This is a genomic window from Sorangium sp. So ce295, assembly GCF_051527405.1.
In the GTDB taxonomy this organism is placed as follows: domain Bacteria; phylum Myxococcota_A; class Polyangia; order Polyangiales; family Polyangiaceae; genus Sorangium; species Sorangium cellulosum_B.
Map to the genome: position 1 here is coordinate 11,308,762 of NZ_CP150324.1, position 21,669 is coordinate 11,330,430.

At 70.4% G+C, this 21,669-nt stretch carries 16 protein-coding genes; 8 read left to right on the forward strand and 8 right to left on the reverse strand.

Translation table 11 applies throughout. The annotated features are described in order from the left end of the window. Positions 1-74: 74 nt before the first annotated feature. The 4 genes from WMF11_RS42990 to WMF11_RS43005 form a co-directional block, all read right to left on the reverse strand. Positions 75-5,795: a sensor histidine kinase gene (locus WMF11_RS42990; RefSeq protein WP_437974876.1), complete on the reverse strand. Its 5,721-nt coding sequence runs from the start codon at positions 5,793-5,795 to the stop codon at positions 75-77. Positions 5,796-5,974: 179 nt separating this feature from the next. Next, on the reverse strand, positions 5,975-6,955 hold the full coding sequence (locus WMF11_RS42995; protein ID WP_437974877.1) for a hypothetical protein: 981 nt from the start codon (positions 6,953-6,955) through the stop codon (positions 5,975-5,977). 288 nt (positions 6,956-7,243) lie between these two features. Further along, a complete protein-coding gene (locus WMF11_RS43000) occupies positions 7,244-8,668 on the reverse strand; it encodes a YncE family protein (RefSeq protein WP_437974878.1) in 1,425 nt (474 codons plus the stop codon). After that, positions 8,665-10,206: a YncE family protein gene (locus WMF11_RS43005; protein ID WP_437974879.1), complete on the reverse strand. Its 1,542-nt coding sequence runs from the start codon at positions 10,204-10,206 to the stop codon at positions 8,665-8,667. The genes WMF11_RS43000 and WMF11_RS43005 overlap by 4 nt, the downstream gene beginning before the upstream one ends. A 522-nt stretch (positions 10,207-10,728) precedes the next feature. Between WMF11_RS43005 and WMF11_RS43010 the strand changes: the two genes are divergently transcribed. Next, positions 10,729-11,625 (forward strand): fibro-slime domain-containing protein, encoded by an 897-nt coding sequence (locus WMF11_RS43010; RefSeq protein WP_437974880.1) that lies wholly within the window; start codon positions 10,729-10,731, stop codon positions 11,623-11,625. 88 nt (positions 11,626-11,713) lie between these two features. Here the strand turns inward: WMF11_RS43010 and WMF11_RS43015 are convergent, their stop codons facing one another. The 3 genes from WMF11_RS43015 to WMF11_RS43025 form a co-directional block, all read right to left on the reverse strand. Beyond that, a complete protein-coding gene (locus WMF11_RS43015; protein ID WP_437974881.1) occupies positions 11,714-11,953 on the reverse strand; it encodes a hypothetical protein in 240 nt (79 codons plus the stop codon). A gap of 11 nt (positions 11,954-11,964) precedes the next feature. After that, a complete protein-coding gene (locus WMF11_RS43020; RefSeq protein WP_437974882.1) occupies positions 11,965-12,198 on the reverse strand; it encodes a hypothetical protein in 234 nt (77 codons plus the stop codon). Positions 12,199-12,270: 72 nt separating this feature from the next. After that, the gene (locus tag WMF11_RS43025) at positions 12,271-12,603 is read right to left on the reverse strand and encodes a hypothetical protein (RefSeq protein ID WP_437526997.1); all 333 of its coding nucleotides are present in this window, start codon (positions 12,601-12,603) and stop codon (positions 12,271-12,273) included. Between the two features lie 201 nt (positions 12,604-12,804). Between WMF11_RS43025 and WMF11_RS43030 the strand changes: the two genes are divergently transcribed. The 5 genes from WMF11_RS43030 to WMF11_RS43050 all read left to right on the forward strand — a co-directional run bounded on the left by WMF11_RS43030 (position 12,805) and on the right by WMF11_RS43050 (position 18,154). Further along, a complete protein-coding gene (locus WMF11_RS43030) occupies positions 12,805-13,644 on the forward strand; it encodes a metallophosphoesterase (RefSeq protein WP_437904881.1) in 840 nt (279 codons plus the stop codon). A gap of 206 nt (positions 13,645-13,850) precedes the next feature. Next, complete coding sequence (locus tag WMF11_RS43035; RefSeq protein WP_437974883.1) at positions 13,851-14,189, forward strand: hypothetical protein; 339 nt, start codon at positions 13,851-13,853, stop codon at positions 14,187-14,189. Positions 14,190-14,303: 114 nt separating this feature from the next. Continuing rightward, positions 14,304-15,896 carry a hypothetical protein gene (locus WMF11_RS43040; protein ID WP_437974884.1) on the forward strand — a complete coding sequence of 531 codons (1,593 nt, stop codon included), beginning with the start codon at positions 14,304-14,306 and terminating at the stop codon, positions 15,894-15,896. Positions 15,897-16,080: 184 nt separating this feature from the next. Then, a complete protein-coding gene (locus tag WMF11_RS43045) occupies positions 16,081-17,205 on the forward strand; it encodes a S8 family serine peptidase (protein WP_437904883.1) in 1,125 nt (374 codons plus the stop codon). A gap of 574 nt (positions 17,206-17,779) precedes the next feature. Then, positions 17,780-18,154, forward strand: coding sequence for an RNA recognition motif domain-containing protein (locus WMF11_RS43050; protein WP_437325517.1), 375 nt, complete (start codon positions 17,780-17,782; stop codon positions 18,152-18,154). A gap of 192 nt (positions 18,155-18,346) precedes the next feature. On the opposite strand, the gene eno is transcribed toward WMF11_RS43050, so the two are convergent. Beyond that, positions 18,347-19,642, reverse strand: a complete 1,296-nt coding sequence (eno, locus tag WMF11_RS43055; RefSeq protein WP_437904884.1) for a phosphopyruvate hydratase — start codon at positions 19,640-19,642, stop codon at positions 18,347-18,349. A gap of 236 nt (positions 19,643-19,878) precedes the next feature. Between eno and WMF11_RS43060 the strand changes: the two genes are divergently transcribed. Further along, complete coding sequence (locus WMF11_RS43060) at positions 19,879-20,520, forward strand: DotU family type IV/VI secretion system protein (RefSeq protein ID WP_437974885.1); 642 nt, start codon at positions 19,879-19,881, stop codon at positions 20,518-20,520. After that, positions 20,517-21,611 (forward strand): type VI secretion system protein, encoded by a 1,095-nt coding sequence (locus WMF11_RS43065; RefSeq protein WP_437904887.1) that lies wholly within the window; start codon positions 20,517-20,519, stop codon positions 21,609-21,611. Before WMF11_RS43060 ends, WMF11_RS43065 begins: the two co-directional genes overlap by 4 nt. The last annotated feature ends 58 nt before the right edge of the window (positions 21,612-21,669 follow it).

Here is a 21,669-nt window from a genome sequence, read left to right on the forward strand (position 1 = left end):
GAAGGGGAACGCCATGACGAATCGAACGATTCCCAATAATCACTGCGTGAGCTGCCTCCAGGGGAGGTGCGCGATCATATCGAGTCGTTCGAGAAGGCCGGCGCCCGCGGCGACACCGGCGGTCCGGCGCCGGGGAGCTCGACGGTGAACGTGGCGCCGGCGCCGGGCGCGCTCTCGACACGGATCGAGCCGCCGTGCGCCCGCGCGATCTGGCGGCTGATGTACAGGCCGAGCCCCAGCCCGCCGTAGTGCCGGTCGGACACGGCGCGCTCGAAGCGATCGAAGATCCGCTCCTGGCGCGCCGGGTCGACGCCGATCCCGTGATCCTTCACCGAGAGCCGCGTCGTCCCGGCCTCCTCGCCGACGACGATCTCGATGGGCTTGCCCGGGCCGAACTTGATCGCGTTGGCGACGAGGTTCGTGACGATCTGATCGACGCGGGAGCGATCCCAGGAGCCCACGTTCCGGCCGCTGATCCTCAGCGAGACCGAGCAGCCGGCGCGCGCCAGATCCAGCTCGAACCGCGCGATCACGTCGCGCACGACCACGCCGAGGTCGACCTCCGCGAGGTCGAGCGAGGCCCGATCCGTGTCGATCCTCGAGACCTCGAGGAGCTCGCGGTTCAGCCGGGCCAGGCGCGTCGCCTGCCGCAGCGCGCGCTCGACCTGCCTGCCCATCGCCGGCGGATCGCAGAGCCGACCCGAGCGAAGGCTCCGATCCATGGCCTCGAGCGAGAGCGTGAGCGACGTCATCGGCGTGTTGAGCTCGTGCGTCGCCACCGTGAGGAACTCGTCGCGCATGCGGATGGCCTCCTGGGCAGCGCGGTACAGCCGCGCATTGTCGATCGCGAGCGCGGCCCTGTGCGCCACGTGCTGGACGATCTCCAGGTCGGCCTCCCCGTAGCAGCGCCCCGGCGCGGACGAGACGACGCTCAGCGCCCCGATCGGCCGCCCCCGCGCCATGAGCGGCACCACGATGACGCTCTGCACCCCGAGCTCGCGGATGAGCCTCGCATGCTCGTCGTCCTCGCAGTAGTGCCGGAGCTGTTCCTCGGAGCACCCGGAGACCAGCAACGGCTCACCACACCGCAGCGCCCTGGCCGCCGGATGGGGCGAATCCATCGCAGGAGAATACCGGCGCCGCAGCTGCTCGAGCAGCGACTCCTTGGCGGAATCCCTGTGCGCCCAGATGCTTCGCCGGATCTGCTCGCCTTCGACGACATCGGTGATGCACCAGTCGCAGAGCGATTGCGCCGCGAGCCGCGCGACGCGCGCCAGCGTCTCCTCGTAATCGAGCGACCCGGCGAGGATCTCCCCGGCCTCGGCCAGGAAGGCCGCGCGCCGCTCCGCCGCCTCGGCCCCCGTCCTCGCGGCCTGCTCCCTGGAGAGGAGCCGCGCGTTCTCCAGCGAAATCGCGGCCTGCGCGGCGAGCAGCGACAGGGCGGTGAGCCGCTCCGGCGGGAACGCGCCGGCGAGGAGGTCGTTCTCGAGATAGAGCAGGGCCGCCACCTCCGCCTGCCTCAGGATGGGCATGCAGAGGACCGACCTGGGCTTGCGCCGCGCGAAGTACGCATCGCCGGAGAACTTGCCGTCGAGAGCCTCGGTAGGGCTCAGGATGACGCACTCCTTCGTCCGTTGCACGTAGCGGACGAGCGACAGGGGGGCACGCTGTGAAGCGCCCTCCCCGGAGCGCGGGAGGAGGATCTTCACCTCCCCGCTCTCCTCCAGGATGGCCTCGGCTCCGAGGGAGAGGCGCTCGTCCTGGTGCAGGACGAGACAAGCGCGCTGCGCGCCGCCCTGCTCGAGGACAACCGTGAGCAGCGTCCGCAGGAGCTTGTCGAGGACGATCTCGCTCGAGAGGGTCTGCGACGCCTTGATCACCGAGAGCTGGTCGAGCTGCTCGAACCGCGCCGCGAAGGAGGCGGTCGGGGCGAGCGGCCTCGCGTCCCAGAGCCGCGGATTCCGCTGATCGATGTGCCGGACCTTGCCGTCCGCCCCCCAGCGGACATAGCAGGCGCGGGCCTCGCGGAGGTAGGTGTCGGCGATCAGCTCGAACCCTCGCTCCCGGTAGAACCCCGACGCGATCTCGTAGGCCAGCGCCTCGTCGTGGACGAAGCCGCTCGCGCGCCCGGCGCGGATCGCCTGCTCGTAGAGCTGGGCAGCGTCGTCCAGTGCGCCGCGGAGACGCGCGATCTCGGCGCCGATCAGCGCCGCCCTGTGGCCGAAGTTCTCGGGGCAGCTCTCCGCCCAGGTGTCGATCTGCCGCTGGTGGGCGGCGAGCGCCTCGAGGTGCCGGCGCCGCTCGGCGGCGTCCGCCGCGCGGCAGCGCGCCGCCCGCGCGAGCGCTCCATAGAAATGGTACTCGGCCACCTCGAAGAACGAGCCCGACGTCCAGAGGAGCGGCCGCGCCTTCTCCGCGGCCTCGAGCGAGCCGTCGATATCGCCCGCGAGGAAGCGCGCTTGCAGCTTGCGTATCCAGTACCAGCAGGTCGCGATCGCGAGGCGCGGATCGCCCTCCAGGCGCTGCTCGAACCGGCGCTCGTCGAAGTCGGCGTCGCCGAACGAGGAGAGATCGGGCAAGAGGCCCCGGAGGGCCCGGATGAGCCTGAGCTGCGCGGTGACGATGTCGACCTCGAGGCCGAACCGCGCCCGCCGCACGAAGTCGAGCGCGCGCTCGGCCTCGCGCTGCACCTCGCCGAGGGGCTCTCCCGAGGCGAGGAGGATCGTGATCAGGCAGTTCTTGTTGTACGACGCATACGTGATGTCCCCGGTCTCCTGCCCCGCCTCGAAGCCCCGTCGCAGGAGCTCCACGCCGGCGCGCATGTGCCTCACCCACGGGTTGACCCGGTGCCCGAAGCCCAGATAGACGCGGGATTTGAAGCGCAGGGCCCCGCGGCGCTCCAGGAGGTCGAGGCCGAGCCTGGCGAACCGGTAAGCCATGCGGTAATCGCCGAAGCGCGGCCCGAGGAGCATGCCGAACCAGGTGTAGGCGATGCACGATGCATCGCTGTTGCCGCGCTCGAGGCTGAGGGTCGTCATTCGCATCACGACGAGGCAATTCAGGTTCGCGTCGGTGAACAGCGCCGGCGACTGCGCGTGGGTCAGGACCTCGAGGGTCGCGCAGCACTCCGGGTCCGTCATCTGGGGTGAGTCGATGAGGTCCTCGACCGAACGGCTCCCGAGCAGCTCCCAGACGCGCTCGTATTCCTTCCGCACCTCCTCGTCCGTGGGGTGCGGAGACCACGTGACGCCGACGCGGCGGAGGTAGTCGAGGCCCACGTCGACGCCGCGATCGCTGCGGTCCATGGTCGTGTAGAGGCCGAGGCGCACGCACGTGACGGCGGCCAGATCGACGAGGCCCGCGGCGCGGCGCGAGAGCGCCGAGAGCCGCTCTTCGGCCGCCGAGAGATCGCCGGTGAGGTACTCGCACTCGGCCCGATGGAGCTCGAGCTCGAAGGTGAGCTCATACCGTCGCTCCCAGCAATCCTCCGGGAGCAGCGCCCTGCCGGCGGCCAGGTACCTGAGCGCCAGGACGCAGGCGTTCGACGCTCTGGCGCGCTTGCCCGCGATGAGGTTGAGCTCAGCCACCCGCTCGCGCTCCGCCGGTGATGTGATCAGCGGAGCGCCTCGGTCGAGCTGATTGACGATCTCGAAGATCTTCTCCTCGAGCTCTTCCGACGCCGCGCGCGCCGCGCGCGACGCGAGCAGCCGGCCGATCCCGAGGTGCATCGCCGGCCGCTCGCCTTCGGGGATCAGCGAATAGGCGGCCTCCTGGACCCGGTCATGGACGAACCTGTACGAGGCGTCCCTGCGCAGGACCAGCCCCACGCGGACGGCATCCCAGAGGTCCGCGTGCGTCTCCTCCACCGAGCCGCCGCGGACCATCGCGAGGAGGTCGACGCCGGCGGCGCTCCCGAGACAGGCGAGGTGCTTCAGCGCCTCCTGGGCGCCCGGAGGGAGCCGCACGAGCTTGCCGACCATCAGGTCGATCACGTTGTCCGTGAAGCCCTTGTCGCGGATCTTCGCGACGTCCCATCGAAAGATCTCGGCGCGCTCGTCGAGCTCGATGAGCCGCTCCTCGTGCAGCGCGGTGAGGAACTGGATCGCGAAGAAGGGGTTGCCGGCCGTCTTCTCGTGGACGAGGGCCGAGAGCTGCGCGGCGTCCTCGCTTCGGCAGCGGAGCGCGTCGCCGACGAGCGCGCCCAGGTGCTCCCGGGAGAGCGGGCCGAGCACGATGTCCGAGACGCGCGCGCCGTCCTTCCGCACCTTGTCGAGCGCCGCCATGAGCGGGTGCGAGGGCGTCACCTCGTTGTCGCGGTACGCGCCGACGACGAGGAGGTGGCGCGCCTCGGGGTGGGTCATCAGATCATGAAGGAGCCCGAGGCTCGCGGGGTTGGTCCACTGGAGATCGTCGAGGAAGAGCACGAGCGGGTGCTCCTTCCGGGCGAACGCCCCGATGAACCTCCGGAACACGACGCGGAACCGGTGCTGCGCCTCGGCCAGCGGGAGCTCGGGGACCTGCGGTTGCCGGCCGATGACGAGCTCGACCTGCGGGATGACGTCCACGATGAGCTGTCCGTTGGGCCCGAGCGCGTCGAGCAGCCGCTGCCGAAAGGCCGCGATCCTGTCCTCGGGCTCGGCGAGGATCTCGCTCACGACATCCCGGAAGGCCTGGACGAGCGTGAAGTGAGGGATGCCGCGTCTGGATCGCTCGAACTTCCCCGAGAGAAACAGGGCTCGCTCCCGGACGATCGGTTTGTAGAGCTCGTGAACGAGGGCCGACTTTCCGCTGCCGGAATAGCCAGAGACCAGGACGAGCTCGGGGACTCCCGTGTCCAGGACGCGCTCGAACGTGCGCCGCAAGGCGCTCACCTCGCGCTCGCGGCCATAGAGCTTCTGCGGGAGCTGGACGCGGCCGGAGATGTCGCGCTCGCCCAGGGAGAACGGCTCGATCCTGCCACACGCCCGGTGCTGCGAGAGGCACCGCTCGAGGTCGTGCCCGAGGCCGCGGGCGGTCTGGTAGCGATCCTCCGCCATCTTGGCGAGGAGCTTCAGGACGATCGCCGAGAGGACCTCGGGCACCCCGGGGACGATCGCGGAGGGCGGCGGCGGGGCGAGGGCGACGTGGCAGTGCACCCACTCGAGCGGATCCCGCGCCACGAAGGGCAGGCGCCCCGTGAGCATCTGGTAGAAGATGACGCCGACCGCATAGAGGTCTGCGCGGCTGTCGATCGCTCGATTCATTCGCCCCGTCTGCTCCGGAGACAGGTACGGCAAGGAGCCTTCGATGAGCCGGGGAGTCCCCGCCGGGGGCTGCTCGCGCGGGAGGCGGGAGGCAAGGCCGAAGTCGGCGAGCTTCACCTCGCCCGTGGTCGCGTTGACGAGGATGTTCTGGGGCTTGAGATCCTTGTGGAGGATGTCCCGATGGTGGAGCTCCGCCACGCAGGTGACGAGGCGGACCGCGAGCTCGAGGAACCGCCCGGCGCTCATGGGCGCGTCGATGAGGTGATCGAGCGACTCGCCGCCGAAATCCTCCATGACGAGCGCTGGCAGCCCCTCGAACGTCTCGAGGGCGAGCGGTTCGACGAAGGCCTCGTGGCGGAGAGCCTTGCCCATCGTGTACTCGCGCCGGAGACGCTCGATGTCCTGCGAGCAGCCGCTCCTCGGGTCGATGACCTTCACGATCACCGGGCGGCCATCGACGCTCCGGACCGCGCGAAGCAGGCGGGTTCTTCCGCCCTCGTGGAGGGTCCCGGTGATCGTGTAAGGGGACCCATGCTCCCGCGATCGTGACATCGTCAGACCCCTCCTGTATCGATACACTATCGATACCACGGGGACCCCGATGCGCCCGCCCCTGGACGGACGGCGACCCCGGGAGGGGATTCACGAGGCGATCGCCCGGCTGCTCGGGCCGCCGGTCGCACCGGACGGGCGAGCCAGCCTGGACCGAGGGTCGGATCAGGATCGGGAATCTAGAAGGCGAACGGCACGTCGATCTGCAGGATCTTGTGCTCTGACGCCTTCATCGGATCATCGAGCCCCATCGCGAACGCGACGCCGGGGCGCAACCACATCTTCTCTCCCAGCTTGAAGTGGCCGCGCGGCCCCACGGCCACCGTGGTCGTCTCGCGCGTCGCGCGGGAGGCGTCCTTCTGCACGGAGACCGGCGTCGAGAGCCAGCGCTGGTGCCGGAGCTCGGCGCCGATCGACAGCATCGGGACGACGAAGTAGCCGAGGTGCACGCCGGCGGTGAAGTTCGTCTTCGACGAGTCCGGCTGCACGTCCTCCCCGCGGACCCGCAGGAGCTGGAGCACCGTGGCCTCGGCCTGCGCGGTGAAGCCGTGCGCGACATAGGCGAACCCGACGCCCGGGAAGACCGTGAAGTCGTTGACGGCGAACATCGCGTTATCCATCGCCGAGCGGGCGTAGATACCGGCCGTCCTCGCGGGGCCCATCTCCGGGCTCGGCGTGTTGCCGCCGCCGGAGCCCACCGGCACCGTGAGGCCAAGGAACAGGGCGAGTCGCAGCTCCGGCGTGAGCTTCAGCGCGTAGGTGGCGCCGACGACAGGGTTCAGGAACCCGAAGCCCGAGTCGCCAGCAGGCGGGGAGTTCGAGACGACGCCGAGCCGCACGAGCGGGGCCACATCGTCGGTCACCTTGTAGCTGAAGAGCAGCGTGGACGCGACGGCCGAGCCGGAGGAGCTCGCGGAAGGAGGGCTGTAGAAGGCGATCGCGGTGTCGGAGCGCACGACGGACACGGCGACCACCGGACGGAGCTGAAACGGCAACGAATACGGAGGGGGCTTCGGCTTGTCCGCCGGCGGAGGCGCCGCCGGATCCGCGGCGGCGGGCTCCGTCGCGGGCTGAGCCGACGCCTGAAATGCAGGCAGGCAAAGGAGGCTCGCGCCGAGGAACACACGGAACAACGGACGACATGGATGATTGTTGGTCATGGGCAGAGCAGGGGGTTGGGCTGGAGGACAACCGCTGTGGCCTCGTCGCCGGCGCAACGAGACGACCTTCGGAACTGCCGTCGGCTCCGCTGAGCCTGCTCCCACTCTCTGCGCAGAGAGGTTTCGCAAAGATGACAGGGACGAAATTATGTTGCGTGTTCGACACCTCTGTTCGCGGGAGGTGTCGTCACCTGCGCGCCGCGGAACCTCGGAGAAACACGCCGGCCATCCAGAGGAGCCGCGGGGGCGCTCGGCGCGGAGCGCCGCCCCGCCGCCCCGGCCGGGCGACTACTGCTCGAGCACCGTGATCGAGCGGTCCCAGTACGACGCGACAACCGCCCGCGCGCCGTCCTTCGAGACCGCCACGGCGCACGCGCCCTTGCCCGTGGGCAGCGACGCGACGACCCTCGGCGGGTCGCCCGCGATGACCGCGACGCCGCTGCCGACCGGCGGCCACTGGGTCCCGCCGAGCGCCACGAAGAGCGTCTTCCGGTCGGGCGACGTGACGCCCGTCAGCGGCACCCCGCGGAGCGGGAGCGTGCTCTTCACCTGCATCGTCGACAGGTCGATGACGCTCGCGGTCCGCGCCTCGGCGTTGAGCGTGATGCCGTACCGGTCCTCGTCGAGCAAGAAGCCCGCGGTCGGCCCGACGCCGACGGGCGTCTTCCTCGTCTCGGTCACCCCGGCCACGCTCAGCAGGATCGCCGTGTTGGACAGCCGATCCGGGAAGAACACGGCGCCGCCGTCCCGCGTGATGTCGCCCTCGCGCGGCTCGCGCCCGACCGCGATGCTCCGCCGGGTCGCGCCGAACGGCGACTCGCTCGGGTCGAACAGGTCGATCCACGCGCCGGCCGGCCGGCCCGCGTGCGTCAGCGCGCCGAGCGCCGCGATGTAGGGGCGCCCCTCGGCCTGCACGAGGAACAGCTGCCCCGTGGCGTGCGGGAGCGTGATGTTCGCGAGCCGCACCCCCGTCGGCAGCTCGAACTTCGTCACGCGCTTCGTGTCCGTCGTCGCCGCGACCACCGTCCTGCCGTCCGGCAGCGCCACGATGTCGCCGGGCGTCCGGCCGACGTCGAGCAGGACCGGATCGCGATCCCACGCGGTCGTGTCCATCACCGGGATCCGCGCGGCGTCCTGGTGCCGCAGCACCGCGACGTAGCGGTCGAACAGGAGCCGGATGTGGTCGCCCTGCGCCGGCATCGACGCCTTGTGGAGGAGCTCGCCGCTCTGGAGCTTGTACTCGCGCAGCGAGGCGTCGTCGCCGCTGACGTAGATCGACGCGCCGCTCGGGTTGAAGACCACGTCGAGCGGGTGCACGTCCCCGATCCGGAACTCGCGGGCGCGCCAGCGGCCCTTCGGCTCCGCCGGGGGCGGCGCGGGCTCGGCGGCGTCGGGGCCGAACGCCGCGGGGTCCGGCGCGTCGTCAGCCGTGTCGCGCGCGGCGCGCGAGGCGGCGCCCTCCGGCGCGAGCGCGGTCAGCGGGGGCGCCTCGCCGACGGGCGACTTCAGGCTGGTCAGGGTGGCGATGATCACGGCCGCGACGCCGCTCGCCACGGTCACCGCGGCCCGCGCCAGGCGCGGCTCGCGGCCGGAGAGCGACCCCACGGAGCCGCGGTGGCGCTCGCCGAGCCACCCCTTGCAGGCGCGGCACTTGCGCGCCCCCTCGACGATCCGCGCGCCGCAGCTCGGGCACGGGACGCGACGCTCGCTCATTGCAGCACCCATGCGACCTTGGCGCGATCGCCGAGCGCGAGCGCCGAGCCGCCGTCCGGGGCGAGCCGCACCCGCGTCGGCTCGCCGCCGAGCGGGTGGACCTTCGCCGCGTAGCTCTTCAGATCGACCAGGGCCACCGAGCCCGCCCCGTCGCCGCTCAGCGCGACGACCGCCTGCGCCCCGTCGGGAGCGACGGCCATGTCGAGCGCGCGGCCGGGGAACGTGACGGCGCGGAGCAGCTCGCGCTTCGACAGATCGAAGACCTGGATGGCCCGCCCCTCGTTGCACCGCACGATCGCGCGCCGGTCGCTCCGGACGAGCGCGATCTGCTCCGGCTCCCGGCACGTCGTGATGCGCGCCTCCTGCCGGACCGCGCCCGACGGGAGCCAGGTGAGCGGCACCAGGGTGTTCTCGGCCCGGAGGGCCACGAAGCCCGCCGAGCCGTCGGGGATCATGAGCGCGCTGGCCGGGTTGCCCACCATCGAGGTGCGCACGCGATCCTGCTCCGAGCCGAGCCGGCTCGGGTCGAACGGATAGGCGACGCCGCCCGAGGGCTCGCGCTGGCCGGACAGCGGGAGCTGGCCCGTCGTCGTGATCGCCCGGCTGCCGCTGTCGTCCACGGCCACGGGGCCCACGGCGTCGTCGCCGAACTGGATGCGCTCGATCTCGGCGTGGTACTCGGTCGCCAGGATCGCCACCGCGTGCGCCGCCGGCAGCGAGGCGAGCGCGCGCCGGCCCGAGGCGCCGACCTGGATGTCACCCACGGCCTCGCCGAGCTCGATCGTCTTGAGCAGCCGCGTCGTGGCGGCGTCGATCACGTAGATGCGCGAGGGCGCGGTCGCGTAGACCACGTCACCCACGCGGTGCAGGCGCCGGACGTGGGGCGCCTCGGAGACGAGGCTCAGCGCCTGGCCGGTCCGGGAGCTGCGCACCTCCAGGCCGGCGGACAGCGCGACAACGAAGCGGTCGCGGTCGAGCGGGAGCGCGTCGAGCGCGTCCTTGGGGAGCGAGAAGGGCCCGGCGATCGAGGGCGCCTCGGCGACGTGGCCGACGTCGTTCGGGCGCTGCCAGACGCAGCGGCCGAGCTGGCACGACTCGCCGCTCCAGCACGGCGCCCCGCACACCGGGGCCGGGGGAGCGACCGGCGACGCGGCCCGGGACGGCGCGAACCTATGGGGCGCCAGGTAACGGAGCGCGCCGCCGGTGCTGATGAGCCCCAGGATCGCGCCGATCGTGACGAGCGGGCGCCAGTGGAGGGAGAGCCAGCTCGCATCCTTGGGGGCATCGGGGATCGAAGGCGCCGTCGCCGTCCGCCTGGGCGCGTCGGCCGGCTCCCCGCACTCGGGGCAGAGGGCGACCCCGGCGGCGATGCGCTCGAGGCAGACAGGACAGGTCGCCTCGCCGGCGCCGGTCGAGCGCCGGGGCGGCGGCTCCGCCCACGGGACGGGCACCGGGCTCGCCTCGGCGGCGTGGCGAGCCTCCCGCGCCTCAGCGGCGCTGGAGCCGGGCTCGGTATCGCTCCGCGTCTCGTGGTCCACCGCGCACCTGCGTCTCTTCCGTGTCCGTGACGAGCGGACCTCGCGTAACCCGAGCGTGCCCGGAAGTCGAGCCTTTCGTGCCGGCGCGGCGGCCCCGGCGACGTGGCCCAAGCCACGAGCGGCCGGCGCCGTGGACGAAACGACGTGGCAGGAGATCGCACCGCCACGAAAGACGCCTCGCGCGCCGGGGCGAGGGCCGCCGGCGCGGCAGAGGGGAACATGGTTGTGGCCGTCAGCTCGGCAGTCGGTGGTTGAGCGTCAGCTCGGCAGTCGGCCGGCGGCCGCCGGGTGGCCGAAGCGTCGATATCACCGGATTCACGTGCTCCCTGCTCCCGGCGCGCTCGCGCGCCATGATTCGCCCGGCGAACACCACCAAAAGAAAATCCCAGCACCATCAAATAATAGGCACATTTGCCGGGTGCAATTCCACCAGATAACGCGCCACGTCAGCACGCCGGGGGGACACCATCATGCTAATTTACCCGCGGGGTCTTGGGACGGCATCTTAACACGAGGTTGGCGATGAAAAAGACGGCTGGGTGCGTGGCGGCGCTTGCGCTTATGGGCGTCCTGGGTGCGTGCAGCGCAGTGGACGATCAGGGCAATAGCAGCAGCGGAGGCGACGCGTCATCGCAGGGGCAGGGCGCAGGCGGGCCCGGCGGGACCACCGGCGGGCCCAGCGGGACGGGTGGCTACGATGACAGCTTCGGCTCGGTCAATCCCACCGTCGGCAGCAGCGGTGTCGGCGGGAACCCCGGGGAGGACCAGGAGACCGGCAAGTCGTGCGACGGCAAGTTCACCGGCCGGGTGCGCGACTTCCAGGAGGCGCACCCCGACATGGAGCCGCAGGACGAGGGCAAGTGCATCAACTGCAACGATCACATGATCGTCACGGACACCCTCGGAGAGGACCTGAAACCCGTCTATGCCGGCGGGGCCGAGGGCACCACGACCACGACCGGCAAGGAGAACTTCGACGTGTGGTTCCGCGACACCGAGGGCGTGAACATGCCGATGAACATCACGCTGCAGTTCGAGGACCCCGAAGGCGACGGCGTGTGGACGTACAACAACCGGGAGTTCTTCCCGATCGACGAGGCGCTGTTCGGCAACGAGGGGCGGACGCACAACTACCATTTCACCTTCGAGATGCACATCGGCTTCCAGTACAAGGGCGGCGAGCAGTTCACGTTCGCCGGCGACGACGACGTCTTCACGTACATCAACGGGCAGAAGGTGGTCGACCTCGGGGGCATCCACGCCGAGCAGCTCGAGGTCGTCGACCTCGACGAGCTCGGGCTCGAGATCGGGAAGACGTACCAGCTCGACTTCTTCTTCGCCGAGCGCCACGTGACCGACTCTCACTTCCGGATCGACACCTCGATCGAGTTCCTCAACTGCGGCATCCAGGTCAACTGACGCCGGCGACGGGGGAGGCCGCGCGCCTGGCCCTCCCGTGGCGCCTCGTCGGGGTGCCCCCTCCCTGCGACGCTCGCGCGCGCGGCGATCAGTAAGAGCAGGCGAACTGCGGCGGAGCGCTCTCCATGACGGCGCAGCGCGAGCCGCACTCCTCGAAACAGTCCATGCAGTCGGCGTACGAGGCGGCCAGCGCGGGCGAGGTGACCTCGCCGACGTGCTCGGCGCACGCCTTCCTCGCTTTCTCCGTGTCGTAGCCGCAGCCGGACACGGCGCCCGCGACCGCGGCCAGGACGGCGACGAGCAGCGGACTCTTCCTGTTCTTGCTCATGCAGCTCCCTCTCATTCTGCGCAGGTGAACGTCTGCGGGCATGCCCCCGACGGCTCGCAGGCGTCGCCGCACTCCTCGTAGCAGCGCACGCACGCATCGTGGCTCTCGTCGGTGGAGCAGGACGGCACCGCGTCGCGCAGCTGAGCACAGCGCTGCTGCGCCTCCTCCGTCGAGAGCCCCCCGCAGCCGACCGCGAGCGCGACCAGCGAGAGCAGCGCCGCGCCAATCCCCAGCCTTCGAGCCATCCAAGCCTCCCTTCGAGCCATCCAAGCCTATCCGAAGCGCCGCGGCGGGGCGCGGCTTTCCGCCGCGCGCCTTCAGCCGTCCGCCGGCCTCGGCACCGTGACGAGCCCGTACGTCCCCGCGCCGCTCACCTGGATCCACGCGCGCAGCACCTGGATCGGCCGACCCGCCCGCGCCACGGCGGCCACCGCGTCGCCGAGGTCGCGCGCGCACGCGGCGTGCAGGTCGTCCGTCGTCTCGTGGTCCTCCGCGGAGCGGCGGATCCAGACCGCGGTCGACGGCATCGCCGCGCCCTCGTGCCTGTCCTGCCAGCGCCTGCCGACGAGGTGCGCCCGGAGCAGCTTCCTCGCTTCCGGGGGCGTGTCCGGGTGGAGCTCGTAGACCATCGTCGCGATGAACGACCTCATGCGCCCGAGCCTGCCGGAGCAACGCGGGCCCGTCCAGCGCCGCGCGCCGGAGGTCCGGCCATGGATGCCAGGCTCCTGCGCCGCCTCGGGGCGGCTTCGCGCGGGCGTCCCCAGCCGGCGGGCGCGGTCTCGGATCCGCCTGGGTCCCCCAGCGAGGACACAGCCGTCGAACCCGCGTTCCTGTACGATGCGCGAACGGGCATGACATCTTCCACCATCGTTGCCGTCGTCGGCGACGTGCATGGCGCCATGCACTCCATGGTCGAGCTGCTCGACGCCTGGGAGCACCGCCATCGCCGTCACATCGATTTCGTACTGCAGGTCGGGGACTTCGAGCCACACCGCCACGAGGACGATCTGGCCACGGCCTCGCTCCCGCAGAAGTACCGGGATCTCGGTGATTTCTGGGCCTTCGACCAGGGTTTGGCGAGCTTCGAGTGGCCGATCTACTTCATCGGCGGCAACCACGAGCCCTACGGGTTCCTCGATCAGTTCCCCAGAGGCGGCGAGCTCGCGCCGAACTGCTACTACCTCGGCCGCGTCGGTCGCGTCGAGGTCGCGGGCCTCAGGGTGGTGGGCCTGAGCGGCATCTACTCGGAAGACGCGCTCGCCTGGCGGCCGCCGCTGCGCGAGATCAAAAGTCAGAAGAAGAAGCTCTTCGCTTACTACACCGAAGACGAGGTGATGAAGGCCGCGAGCTACGGCAGCTGCGACATCCTCGTGTTGCACGAGTGGCCGCGCGGAGCGATCGAGCCCGAGCAGGAAGCGGAGCTCGCGGGCATGCGCCGCGCCCACCGTCCCGAGCAGGTCGGCAGTGAGCTCGCGCGGCTGGTCGTCGATTCGCTGCGGCCGAAGCTCGTGGTCGCGGGCCACATGCACTGGCGGCACCGCTCGCGGATCGGCCCGAGCGCCTTCGCCGCGATGGGCCACATCGACACCGGCAAGGACGCGCTCGGCGTGTTCGAGGCACGCGCCGACGGCTCGATCGTGGAGATCGTGTGCCCGACCGGCAGCGCCCCGCGCCCCGTCGATCAGGGGTGAAATTCGCAGTCGTCGGCGCACTCGTAGCGCACGCAGCCGAGCAGCGCATCGTAACAGGTCGCGCTCAAAGCGGGAGCTGTTTCAGGGCAAGCGCGCCCCAGCGTATCGATGAGGAAGGAGATTTTCCCCCGATCGTCGTCCAGTGTTCATAGTGAAAAGCAGTTGATATATTTAATCGATATTTAGCTGAGAAAAGGATAAGTTTTATGGGGCTGAAAATTTCAACTGATGAAGACGAAATTTTCTTGTTTGAGCGAGTCGTGAAACATTTACAATCGTCCTATGGATATTCACTCGAAGATGCAGAGCGTTTGGTGAGCGGGTACTACGAAAAATTTACAGATCAAAATTATTGCGACAAATACGATATCATGGCTCAAACGATGGATTTTTTTGGCCACATAGAATCGAGAGGAATGGCTGATAGAGTTCATTTTTATGAAGGTTTGAAGCACGAGCCTGATGAAGCGGCGTTTATCGAATGGCAGCAGAAAATGGGATGTAATTTGAAGTGCGCGGGTGGGTTAAATGGATGTTATAATTGAAGCTCTTTCAGCTGGCCGAGCTCACGCGGATCCTCGACGGGATCACACGGGAGGCGGGCGAGGTGACGGACCGCGGCGCGCAATAGCGGCACGAATTCTGCTCCGCACCGAGACATGCTTTCCAACTCAATCCTTCGAAGTCCTGGAAAACACCCAGCGATCGCGCCATTCCCTGGCCCGAGCAGAGGAAGTAGCGACCTTCTCCATGTGCCAGGGTGTGTCAAAGCAGGACAGAGGCCGAGCCTGACGACGCGCCTCGCGGCCCCATTCCTGGCAGGCTCACTCTCCCTCGCGCTCCTCGCCTGCGGAACGACCGTGGGCGGCCCCGCGATGAACGAGGAGCGCTCGTCGGGAGCAGGCGCGGGCGGTGGCGCGGCGTCCGGTGGTGCATCGAGCGGCGGTAGTTCATCAGGCGGAGGGAGCAGCAGCGGCGGCGGTACCGGCGGCGCGGCGGGTGAACCCGGTGATAGCGGCGAAGAGTTCCTGCTGAGCTTTCCACGGCGTCCTGCCTTCGGGTTTGGTCAACCGCTCGCAGCTATGCCGAATGGCTCCGTCGTGACCGTGGGAGCGCGGGCCCCGGCGGAGCTCCTCCCGGACGCGGTGGATGAGCCCTTCTTGGCTGAATATTCGACGAAGGGAGAGGTCCTGAACGTGCTTTCGCTCACCGGCGCGGCCGAGCCCGAGCTATTGGCCGTCGATCCCGGAGGGTCGATCCTCCTCATCGGTCAGCTCTATGCGGAGATGACCTTCGGTGAGTTCACGCTGAAGGCGGTCGAGTACGGGTACTACCTGGTCAAAGTGGCCCCCGATTTTTCGATCTCGAACGCGGTCGGGGTACCCCTCGAAGGAGGCACGCCCCTGAGCGCGATGGCCGTCGACGCGGCGGGTGATATTGTCGTCGGGCTCGGGGTGTATAACGACGACGCCACCGTTCAAAAGCCCCTGATCCAGAAATTCTCCGGCTCGACGCTCGAGCAGATCTGGAGCGAGACGTTCGAGCACGACAGGAGTCAAGGCTACGCGACCGCGCTGGCCTTCACTGGAAGCGGTGAGGTCCTCGTCGGCGGCGTCTTCACTGGAGTCCTCACGGTAGGCGAGGCCGTGCTCACGAAGGCTGGGGGACGGGATGACCCCGTGGTTTACAATGGCTGGCTCGCCTGGCTCGATCCGGAGCGCGGTGCTCCCCTGCGCGCGCAGCGCTTCGGGGGCGCGTCCTTCGACTATGTGCATGACCTGAAGTCCACGAGCTCCGGACGGCTGATGCTCCTGGCCACACAGACCTCTCCGTCGACGTTCCTCGATCATGCGGTGAGCTTCGAGGAGGAGGTCACAGGTTCGGTCCTCTATGATTTTCTGGACGCTGGAGCGGTGCGCTGGGCGAGCGCGCTCGGGGCGCCGGATCATTTCGGGAAGGCCCTGGCGCTGGGCAGCGGAGGCCAGAGCTATGTGGCCTGTCGTTATGGTGATCTCGCCAACGATCAGAGCGCCCAAGGGGGGTGCCTCACACGCTTCGAAGCGAACGGCGACAGGGGTGAGAGCGTCGAGTTCGCGAGCGGCATTCCGAACGGGCTGACGCACATCGCGGTCGACGCGAAGGGCGGCGTATGGGTCAGCGGGGCCTTTGACACGGGTTTCGACTTCGCCGGAGAGACCTACGATCCCCCGGGCGACGGTGGCCAGTTCATCCTCAGGAAAAAAGGGCTCTGAGCTCGCTCGGGTAGGGGGTGTCGCACACCACGTCGAGCGACCACTCGCTATCGGCCGGTTTCTCTGGCGGGGTTGCTGACACGCTGGACTGGCCAGCCCTCAGCGTGCCATTCGGACGAGCGAGCGGGCTCGCGCGGAGTTCCCGCACGCCCAGGCGGCGAAACGGTGGAATAGTGCCCTGCCCATGCCTCCGAGCGACCTCGACCCCAGGCGTATCCTGCCCATCGCGGACCGGCTGCACGCCGACCCCGGCTACGCCGGCCGCGGCGTCACCATCGCCTTCCTCGACTCCGGCTTTTACGCCCACCCGGACCTCACAACGCCCCAGAACCGCGTCCTCGCCTACCACGACCTCTTCGCGCCCGAGGCGGGCCCCTCGGCGCTCGAGCACGGGGACGCCTCGTCGTGGCACGGCATGATGACCTCGGTCGTCGCCGCCGGGAACGGCGCGCTCTCCGACGGGCGCTTCCGCGGGCTCGCCTCGGAGGCGAACCTCGTGCTGGTCAAGGTCGGCTTCGCCCACCGCATCGTCCACGACGACATCCGGCGGGGCATCGAGTGGGTGATCGCGCACCGCGAGCAGTACGGAATCCGTGTGCTCAACATCTCCTGCGGAGGCGATTACGAGGAGTCGTACCTGACCGGGAGCCTGTCGCGCGCCGCCGACGACGCGACCCGGAACGGCATCGTGGTCGTGGCCGCCGCGGGCAACGCAGGGCACGACCCGGGGCACCGCGTCCTGCCGCCGGCCAGCGCGCCCAGCGTCATCGCCGTCGGGGGGCTCGACGACGGCGGCGCAGGAGAGCAGACGTGGAACTACCACTCTTCGTACGGCCTCACCCTCGACGGGCTGCAGAAGCCGGAGCTCATCGCGCCGGCGATCTGGCTGGCGGCGCCCATCCTGCCCGGGACGCCGACGGCGGCGCAGGCGCAGCTCCTGTCGCTGCTCGACCGCGCCCGGGACGAGGAGCTGCCCGGGCTGCTCGTCGAGCACGCGTGCGTCGATCCGGACCTCGACGCCATCGCCGGCCGCGAGCCGTACCTCGTGCGCCAGCTCGCGGCGGCCAAGCTGCGCGACCAGAAGGTGATCTCCGGCCATTACAAACACGTGGACGGGACGAGCTTCGCCGCGCCGATCGTGAGCAGCGTCGTGGCGCAGATGCTCGAGGCGAACCCGCGCCTCTCCCCGCAGCAATGCCGGCGCCTCCTGATGAAGACCGCGCGCGGGCTGCCCGGCATCGCGCCGGAGCGGCAAGGCTTCGGCGTCGTGCAGCCCCGCGCCGCGGTGGCCGCCGCGCGCGCCGCCTGAGCGGGAGGCCCGGCGAGCGCGGCGCTCGCGCCGGGGGGAGCGCCGGGCAGCGGTGCCGGCGAGCTTCACGGTGACGTCGGCGCTCGCCGTGAGCGGCCCGCCGGCGGCGATCACCTTGACGCGGCCCGGCGACGCGGTCGTGAGCTCGCCGGCATCCACGCGGGCGAGCCGATCCGGCGGCCAGCGCCCCGGGATTTCGAGCACGAACGGCGCGAAGAGGACCCGGATCCCGTTCGTCCACATCGCACCGAGCATGGCGGCGCGAGGCGCGCGCCCCATCCAACGTGGGTGCGCGCCGTCGCCTGCCGGCCGACGCGATCGGCGGTCATGAACAGGCAGACGCGGCCAGCCTGGGGGAATACCTTGCGTACCCCGCCGCCGGCCGGTAGCTTCCGGAGCGCCTCAAGGCTCGTTCGTCCTCGACCTCTGATCCGGCCGCCTGCTGCAACGTGGTTGCCTCGTCCGAACGTGGGAGACGGCCGGTCGTCGGGGAGCGTTTTCGTGTGCGGCCCGCGGCACGATCCGGGCCGTCCGCGAGGGAAGCGGGGATCGTGCAACGGGATTGGCGGCAGACATGAGCAAGCGGCTTTATGTGGGGAACCTGGCGTTCCATTCGACGGAAGACAGCCTGCGCACCGCGTTCGAAGGCGCCGGCGTCGAGGTGCTCTCGATTCAGTTGATGACGGACAGGATGACCGGGCAGTCGCGCGGGTTCGGGTTCGTCGAGGTGAGCGATGCCCAGGCGCAGGCGGCCATCAATGCGCTGCACGGCAAGGACCTCGACGGCCGTACCCTGACGGTCAACGAGGCGCGCGAGCGCACCGGCGGCCCCGGCGGCGGCGGCGGCGGCGGTGGCGGCTTCCGCGGGGGTGGCGGCGGCGGCGGCCGTGGAGGTGGCGGCGGCGGGCGCGGCGGTGGCCGCGGCGGCGGCGGGCGCGACCGCTGGTAGCGCTGAGAGGTCGACCCCGACGGCGCGCTCAGCGCCGCGCGGGGCCCCTCGCCCTCTCGACAACGGACCCCGGGGCGCGGAGCGCCGGGGGATCCCCCAGGAAATAAAGCAAGAAACGCCAGCGCGAAGGCGCGGCGACCCGCGCAGGAGCCCGGCCAGCGATGGCCGGACTCCTGGCCGGGTAGAGCAGAGCTAGCTGGAGCGCTTCGCGCCGGGGCGGCGGAATGGCGCGCGGCCGGCGAAGACCTGGCCGTCGCCGAGCGCGTAGGAGATCCGGAGCAGCTGGTTGTACTTCGCGACGCGATCCGAGCGGGACGCGGAGCCGGTCTTGATCTGGCCCGCGTTCGTCGCGACCGCGAGGTCGGCGATGAACGTGTCCTCGGTCTCGCCCGAGCGGTGCGAGATGATCGACCGGTAGCCGCCCTCGGCCGCCTGGCGGATGCACTCGAGCGTCTCGGTGACGGTGCCGATCTGGTTCAGCTTGATGAGGATGGCGTTGGCGAGGCCGTCCTCGATGCCCTTCGCGAGGCGCGCGGGGTTCGTCACGAAGAGGTCGTCGCCGACGAGCTGGACCTTCTTGCCGAGCCGCTCCGTGAGCAGGCGCCAGCCCTTCTCGTCGTTCTCGGCGACGCCATCCTCGATGGACACGATCGGGAACGCCTTGGAGAGCTCGTCGTAGATCGCGACGATCTCCTCGCGGGTCTTCTGCTGCTTGTCGAAGGTGTACCGCTCGGTCTTCGCGTCGTAGAACTCGCTGAGCGCCGAGTCGAGCGCGACGCCGACGTCCTCGCCCGGGCGGTGGCCGGCGGCCTCGATGGCGCGCACGACGTACTCGAGCGCCGCCCGGTTCGACGGGAGGCGCGGGGCGAAGCCGCCCTCGTCGCCGACGGCCGTGACCATGCCGTCCTTCTTGAGCAGACCCCTCAGGGTGTGGAAGATCTCGGTGCCCGTGCGCAGCGCCTCGGCGAACGACTCGGCGCCGTAGGGGACGATCATGAACTCCTGGATCTCGAGGCCGTTGTCGGCGTGCACGCCGCCGTTCAGGATGTTCATGAGCGGCGTCGGGAGGACGCGCGCCGCGGCGCCGCCGAGGTAGCGCCAGAGCGGCAGGTCGACCGTGTCCGCGGCGGCGCGGGCGGCGGCCATCGAGACGGCGAGGATGGCGTTGGCGCCGAGCTTCGACTTGTTGGGGGAGCCGTCGGCCTGGATGAGCACCTTGTCGAGCTCGGCCTGGTCGAGCGCATCCATCCCGAGGACGGCCGGACCGAGGACGGTCTCGATGTTCTTCACCGCGGTGAGCACGCCCTTGCCGAGGAAGCGCTTCTTGTCGCCGTCCCTGAGTTCGACGGCCTCGTGCTCGCCGGTCGACGCGCCGCTCGGCACGGCCGCGCGGCCCGTGCCGCTCAGCGTGGTGACCTCGGCCTCGACGGTGGGGTTGCCGCGCGAATCGATGACTTCGCGCGCGATGACGCTCTGGATCTCCGACATGACCTCTCCTCAAGGGGATCGCCTTCGCGCGACCCCGGCTGCTCTCGAAGGGGGCTCGAGAAGCGGCCGGAGCATAGGCACGGCCCCCCCCGGATGTCGACGCTCCGGTGCACCCGCGGCGCGCGGCGCGGGATCCGGCGAGGACCGACGGTCGGCCCGTCGACCTACGCGCGGCGCGAGGTGGACGCGCGCCCGGGTCGACGGTCGGTGCGCGCCTGGCGTAAGCTCGCGCCCGCGTGGAAACGTCCATCGGCGTCTTCGGTGAGGAGATGCTCCTCTGGCTCTGCATGCTCCGCCAGTCCCCGCGGCGGCCTCCGGCCGATCACGTGCTGCGGCAGGCGAACCTGCTGCTCGAGGAGCTGAAGGGGTCCAGGCTCGCGCAGGGGATGCCGGTCGCGTCGGTCGACGACGGGATGTTCGCGATCGCCGCGTGCGCGGACGAGTTCGCGATGTCGCTGCCGGACCTGCGGCCGGTCTGGGCGCAGCGCCCGCTCCAGGCGTCGCGGTGGACGACCAACAACGCGGGCGTCGAGTTCTTCGAGCGGCTCGAGCGCGTCCGGAAGGGCCCGCTCCCGGTGATGGCGACGTACGCGTGCGTGCTCGGGCTCGGCTTCCGCGGGCGCTACGGGCTGCCGGGGCAGAACCCCGACGATCTGCTGCGGATCCGCCGCGAGCTGTCGCTCACGCTCGGCGTGGATCCGGATCGGGACTGGAAGGGCGGGGTGCTCAAGCCGGTGCAGGTCGAAGGCGTCGCGGTGCAGCACCTCCCCACCCAGTCGTTCTGGCGGTCCGTCCTCGTCGGGCGGGCGCTGGCGTCGCTCGTCGCGATCGCCGGCGCGCTCGCGCTCGCGTGGACGATCGCGCAAAGGGTCCGATGAGCGGCTCCTTCGTTTACGAGCTGGCGAGCGTTCACACGCTGGTCGAGCAGGCGAACCTGGGCAACGACCAGGGGATCTACGCGGTCCCCTGCTACCTGGTGCTCGGCGAGCCCGGGTCGGGCCGCTCCACGGTGATCCGCTCGATGAACCTGACGTGGCCCGTGAGCGGCGGGCAGCTCCCGATCGGCGTGCCCGCGGCGCGGTGCTCCTACTGGCTGGCGAAGGAGGCGCTCTTCATCGAGCCGGAGGCGTCGGTGCTCGGCCCGCGGCGGGAGCCGGCCGAGCTCTCGCGGCTCTGCGACGAGCTGCGCCGCTCACGGGAGCGCGAGCCGATCGACGGCATCCTGCTCGTCCTGAGCATCGCGGAGTTCGTCGAGCTCGACGAGCAGGGGCTCGACGCGTACGCGAACCGCATCCGCGCGTACCTCGTCGAGGTCGGCCGGGCGCTGCACGCCGACGTGCCGACGTACGTGGTGCTGTCGCGCTACGACACGCTCTGGGGCTTCGCCGAGGTGTTCCAGTGGACCGCCGAGCGCGGGCGCGAGGAGCCCTGGGGCTTCACGCTCCCGCTCGAGACGAGCCCGGACAACGCCGGGCCGCGGATCCTCCAGGAGCTCGAGGGGCTGAACGCGCGGCTGGAGTCGTATTGCCTCGCGCGGGTGAGCTCGGAGGACGCGCCCGAGGCGCGGACGCGGGCGTTCCAGCACCTGGCCGAGGTGCGGGCGCTGATGCCGCGGCTGCGGCAGCTGTTCGGGGTGATCGCGATGGCGAACGCGTTCGAGCGGGCGCCGTGGCTCCGCGCGGTGGCGATCGGCAGCGCGATGCCCGGCATGGGGGACCGGCTCCGCGCGGGGGTGACGCGGTTCATCAACATGGGGCTGGCGCAGCCGCCCAACGTGGCGGTCGCGATGCGGCCTGGGGGGCTGCCGATCCACGCGACCCTGAGGGCCGTCGTGCTGCCGGAGCGGGACATCGTGCCGCTCCGGCAGCGGTGGCGGGACGACCGGTTCACGCTCTTCTGCTTCGTGGGCGGGCTCTTGCTGCTGCTCGCGGCGGGGATCACCGAGATCATCCTGCGGTACGCGATGTGACGGTGTGAGCGGGCGCCGAGGGCGGCCCCGCCGGCCCCGGCCGTCCAGTTGACATGGC